Origin of the sequence: Bradyrhizobium sp. ERR14 (assembly GCF_014198235.1) — a bacterium.
GTDB lineage: Bacteria > Pseudomonadota > Alphaproteobacteria > Rhizobiales > Xanthobacteraceae > Bradyrhizobium.
The window spans coordinates 1-6,146 of the sequence record NZ_JACIHD010000052.1; the positions used below are offsets into that span (position 1 = coordinate 1).

A 6,146-nucleotide genomic window follows, 5' to 3' on the forward strand; every position below is an offset into this window, starting at 1 on the left:
GCTGTCAGCTCAGGGCGGTTCAGGTAGCCCCGCGCCACCCCCGCCCCGCCAATGTAAAGCTCGCCCACCGCGCCGAACGGCACCAGCCCGCCATGACCATCCAGCAAGTAGACCCGCGTGTTGGCAATTGGACGCCCTATCGGGACCACTGACCCATTGAAGTCAGCCGGGCAAGTCCAGAGCGTCGCGCAGACTGTCGCCTCGGTCGGGCCATAAGCGTTGACAATTGATGCTGGGGTCAGACTTCGAATGAGTTCTGCCTTCGGCAGCTCCCCAGCAAGAATGAGAACTTGCGCAGCCAAACCTTCCGGATCCTTGCTTGTCTGAAGCAACGCTGGGGGTAACGTCGCGTGGGTGATGGCTTCGCTTTGGAGATAATCCGATAGCTTGTTACTCGCTTGACGGATCTCTTCCGCAGGCAAGTGCAAAGCGGCTCCGGAGCCAAACGCCATGACAAGCTCCCAAGCGCTTGCATCAAAAGCAATGGAGGCGAACTGCACGACGCGGCTGTTGGAAGAAGCGCCAAAGAGGCCGACCTGAGCCGACAGCAGATTGACCAACCCCTGATGCTGAACCATGACTCCCTTTGGGCTTCCGGTTGAGCCTGAGGTGTAGATCACATAAGCGAGATGGCACGCTGTGAGGCCAAGCGTGCGCCGGTCAGGGTTTGAAGCCGCCCGTTCGGCCCAGGCGGGCGTGGCGGTCTCCAGATCGATGACCGTCACATCGGTCAGCACCTCGGGGCCGAGTGCTGCGCGACCGACAACGTCGCAAAGCAGCAGCCGCGGCGCGGCATCGTCGACAACCAGATGCAGCCGCTGGCTGGGATAGGCCGGGTCCAGCGGCAGATAGGCACCGCCAGCCTTGAGGATCGCCAAGACACCAACCACCATCGCCGGACCGCGTTCGAGGCAGATCGCGACCGGCTGATCCGGCTTGATCCCGAGGGCGATCAGGTGATGCGCGAGCCGATTGGCCCGTGCGTTGAGCTCGCCATAGCTCAGCCGCTCGTTTTCGCAGACCAGCGCCACCGCCTCCGGCGCCTTTTGCACCTGCGCCTCGAACAGCTCATGGACGCACAGGTCCGATGGATAGGCCTGCGCCGTCCGGTTCAGATCCTCCAGTAGATAGGTGCGCTCCTCGGCCGGCAAGATGTCCAGCTCGCGTACGGGCGTATCCGGGGCATGCTCCAGCGCCTTTGCCAGCTGTTCGAGCACCCGCTGCATGTAGCCGCAGATCCGATCCGCCGAGATTGGCTCCGCCGCCTGCACAGTGAGGCCCAGCGCCTCGCCAAAATCCTCCACCGACAGGGTCAGGGGATAGTTGGTGCGTTCCTCACCACCCAGCCATTCCATGCCCGACAACACATCATCCGTCCCGGAGCCGGGCACAGCCGGCGCCGTGTTGTGACGGTAGTTCAACAGCGTGCTGAACAGCGGTGCCGACGCCGCAACAGCGCTGCAGCGCTGTGCCAGCGCCAGCGAGGCATGCTCATGTGCCAGCAGGTCGGCCAGCCGGGCCTGCGTCATCCGCACGCTCGCCTCGACGGCGGTCTCATCGAGATCAAGCCGCAGCGGCAGGGTGTTGATGAACAGCCCCATGGCGCGGTCGGCGCCAGCGCTGCCCTGCAGTCGGCCTAACAGCACCGTGCCGAACACCACCTGCTCGCGGCCGCTGCTGCGCGCCACCACCTGTCCCCACGCCAGATGGCACAGGCTCGCCAGACTGACGCCCAGCCGTCGCGCCTGTTCGCGCAGCCTCGCATGGAGAACTGACGGCAGCATCCGATGCGCCTCTCGAACCCCGCCTCCGTCGCCGCGCACCTCGCTCAATTCGAAGGGCGCGGTCGGCTGGTCGATGTCGGCCAGCAGCTCCCGGAAGAACGCTTCGTCGGCCTTGTCATCACGGCGTAGATGCGCCCGCGCCACCAGATTGCGGAATGGCTGCGGCGCCGTCAGTTCATGCTGGCGCCCCTCCAGCTCGGCCCGGACCTCAGCATGCATCACGTCCCGCGTCGTGTGATCCCCGATCAGATGATGCTGCAGCTCCAGCAGCAGCCAGCGCGCGCTTCCGGGCTCGCGCGCAATCACAAACCGCAGCAATGGCGCCCGGCCAAGCTCGATGCGGTGCCGACGTGGGTCAAACCGCTCCCTAAGCTGCTTGGCTCCAGCGCCATGAGCGCCATCCAGCTGGACCTCGATCACCTCCAGACGCGCCTCCCGCCACACCACCTGGGCCGGCCGCGATAAGCCCTCCCAGACAAACGAGGTACGCAGGATGTCATGTCGATCCACCACCCGCTGGACCGCGGCAAGATAACGGTCGAGCAGGCCACGCTCGGCAAACGCCATCTGCGACACCAGTAGGTACGGATCGCCCTTTGCCGCTAGCAAATGATGGAACAGGATGCCGTCCTGCAGCGGCGACAGGCCGTAGATGTCCTGGATGTTGCAAACCCCGCCGGGTACCATGGCGATGATCCGGTCGATCTCGCCCTGCGTCAGCTCGATCAGCGGCAACATCTGCGGCGTGATCGCCGCACTCCGCTCGGTGATCAGGTTGGCCGCGACCGCCACCTCGTGATGGCGGCCCAGGCTTGCAGCCAGATCTGCCAGCACCGGCTTGACGAACAAGGTGCGCACCTCGATGCGCAGTGACCGCCGCCGTAGACGCTCGATCATCTGCACGGCCAAGAGCGAGTGCCCTCCCAGTTCGAAGAAGTTGTCGTCCCGCCCGACCCGCTCCAGCCCCAGCAGCTCGGCCCAGATCTGCGCCAGCACCATCTCCATCTCGCCCTGTGGCGGCGCGTAGGTCCGGCGCGCATACGCCTCGTCGCCCGGGGCCGGCAGCGCGTTTCGATCGAGCTTACCGTTCAGCGTCAGCGGAAGCGCCGCCAGCCGCACGAACGCACTCGGCACCATGTAGTCCGGCAGCCCCGCACTCACATGCGCGCGCAAACCGCCGGCAAGATCAGATTCCTCAGCTTCGGCGGCAACGACATACGCAACGAGGCGCTGCTCGCGGCGACCATCCTCGCGCGCCACCACCACCGCCTCGCGCACGCAGGCGTGGCCGCAAAGCTTTGCTACGATCTCGCCCGGTTCGATCCGGAAGCCGCGGATCTTCACCTGCTCGTCGTTGCGGCCCAAAAACTCCAGATTGCCGTCCGGCAGGTAGCGTGCCAGGTCGCCGGTCCGGTAAAGCCGGTCGCCCTCGACAAAGGGGCTGAGGATGAACCGCTCCGCTGTCAGCTCAGGGCGATTCAGGTAGCCCCGCGCCACCCCCGCCCCGCCAATGCAGAGCTCGCCCACCGCACCGAATGGCACCAGCCTGCCATGACCATCCAGCAAGTAGACCCGCGTGTTGGCAATAGGACGGCCAATCGGGACGATGGCCTCATCAAACTCAGCCGGGCAGCTCCAGGATGTAACATCGATCGCGGCCTCAGTCGGACCGTAGAGATTGTGCAGGGCCGTCCAAGGCAATACGCGCCGAACCCTGTGCACACTAGCGGCAGGGAGCGCCTCGCCGCTGCATAAAACCCGCCGCAGCGATGTGCAGCGGTCAACACTCTTCGCATCCAAAAAGCTGACCAGCATGGATGGCACGAAGTGAACCGTCGTGATGCGCTGGCTGACGATCAAGTCGACCAATGCATCGGGATCTCTGTGCGCACCGGGCGGCGCCAGTACCAGCGTTGCCCCTTCAAGCAAAGTCCAAAAGAACTCCCAGGCCGAGACATCGAAGCTAAATGGCGTCTTCTGCAACACGACGTCTGTTGCCCTCAGACCATAGGCGTTCTGCATCCAGATCAGGCGATTAACGATAGCCCGATGCTCATTCTGAGCCCCCTTGGGCGTGCCCGTGGATCCCGAGGTGTAGATCACATAGGCGAGATTGCGGGAGGTCAGGCCGAGCGCGCGCGGGTCAGGATCCACTTCCGGCAGGCTGGCCCAGGCCGGTGCCGCAGTATCGAGCTCCACCACGCGCACATTGGCCGGCACATCCGAGCCGAAGGCGGCACGGCCGGCGGCATCGGCTAGCAGCAGCCGCGGCGCTGCATCGTCGAGCACCTGATGCAGCCGCGCCGGCGGATAGGCCGGGTCCAGCGGCACATACGCCCCGCCGGCCTTCAGGATCGCCAGAAGCCCCACCACCATCATCGGACTGCGCTCGACGCAGATCGCAACCGGCTGGTCCGGCCTGACGCCGAGGGCGATCAGGTGATGTGCCAGGCGGTTGGCCCGCGCATTAAGCTCGCCATAGCTCAGCCGCTCATCTTCGCAGACCACCGCCACCGTATCCGGCGCCTTGTGCACCTGCGTCTCGAACAGCTCGTGGATGCACCGCTCCGCAGGATACGGCGCCGCCGTCCGGTTCAGCTCCTCCAGCAGATACGTGCGCTCGGCAGTCGAGAGCAGCTCAATCCGGTGGACCTCTTGCTGCGCATCGGCAGCCATCGCCCGCAGCAGCGCCAGCAGATAACCACGCTGCCGCTCGATCGTCGCCTGATCAAACAGCGCCGTGGCATAAGCCAGCGTTCCGGCGATCTCCTCGCCATGCTCGCCAAGGCTCAGCTCCAGATCGAACTTGACCTGATCAAGCTCGTCCCCGGCAGCTTCGACACTCAGCCCCGGCAGGTCCAATGACCCAACCGCATTGTTCTCCCAGGCCAGCATCACCTGGAATAATGGCGTGTGATCAAGAGCCCGGGGCGGCTGCACGATCTCCACCACCTGCTCGAACGGCAGGTCCTGACGCTCCTGCGCAGCCAGCACCGTGCGCCGCGTCCGCTCCAGAAGCTCCGACACACGCGGCTTGCCCGACAGGTCCAGCCGAAGCGCCAGGGTGTTGACGAAGAACCCGATCAGCTCTTCGATCTGCCGGTGCCCCCGATTGGCGCTCGGCACGCCAATCACAAGATCGTCCTGCCCCGACAGACGCGACAGCACCGCCGCCCAGGCCGCCAGTACCGTCATGAACAACGTCGTGCCATGCTGCAGGCTCAGCTGCTTCAGCTCCCGCGTCAAATCCGCATCGATGATGACCGGAACCGTGGCCGCGGCAAACGATTGCTGGGCAGGCCGCGCATGGTCCGTCGGCAAGACAAGACGGGCTGTGCCTGCCAGGGCGCTGCGCCAATACTGCGCCTGCTTCTGCAGCCGTTCCCCCGACAGCCATTGGCGTTGCCAGGCGGCGTAATCCGGATACTGGATCGCAAGCGGCGGCAGAGGATCGTCCTGCCCAGCCTCGAACGCCCGGTAGAGCTGGCTAAGTTCACGCAGCAGCACGCCCATCGACCAGCCGTCCGAGACGATGTGATGCTGGGTCAGCAGGAAGACGTGTTCCTTATCCGACATCCGCACCAGATGCCCGCGGATCAGCGGACCGCGCGCAAGATCGAATGGCGTGCGCCCCTCTTCATGGCGAAGATCCAAAAGTGCCGCTTGCGCATCCGATCTCTCCCGCAGATCGTGCTCAACTATCGGCAGTCCCGCATCCGGGGGCAGAACCTCAACCCGTGGCTTGCCCTGCGTCGCGTCAAAAACACTGCGCAGCGCCTCATGACGGGCAAACAGACGGTCAAGGCTGCGCTGCCAGGCGCTGTGGTCGAGCATCCCGCGCAATCGCAAGGTCAGCGGAATGTGATAGTTCGTGCTGCCTTCGTTCAGCTGCGCCAAAAACCATAGCCGCTGCTGCGCAAACGACAGCACAAGCGGCTCATGACGCGACACGGTCGCAATCGACGGCAGCTCTTGCGGACCGCAGCGGCTCAACAGCTCCACGATGCTTGCCGCCAGGTCAGTCAGCACTGGCCTTGCGAACAGCGTCGACAGTGGCAGTTCGACCCCGACAGCCTGTGACAGCCGGCTCGACATCTGCACGGCCAAGAGCGAGTGGCCGCCCAGTTCGAAGAAGTGGTCGTTGCGCCCGATGCGCTCGACACCCAGGAGCTCGGCCCAGATCCGCGCCAGCGCCGTCTCGACCGCACCTTGCGGCGCCTGGTAGGCCGCCAGCGCATAGGCCTGATCGGCCGGCGCCGGCAGCGCATTCCGATCGAGCTTGCCGTTCACCGTGAGCGGAAGCGCCGCCAGTCGCACGAACGCACTCGGCACCATGTAGTCCGGCAGCCGCGCACTTAAGTG

At 65.1% G+C, this 6,146-nt stretch carries 1 protein-coding gene; it reads right to left on the reverse strand.

The window, feature by feature from the left end; genetic code table 11:
• The coding region (locus tag GGD62_RS40330; protein ID WP_183714797.1) for a non-ribosomal peptide synthetase at positions 1–6,146 on the reverse strand (6,146 nt) is incomplete at both ends.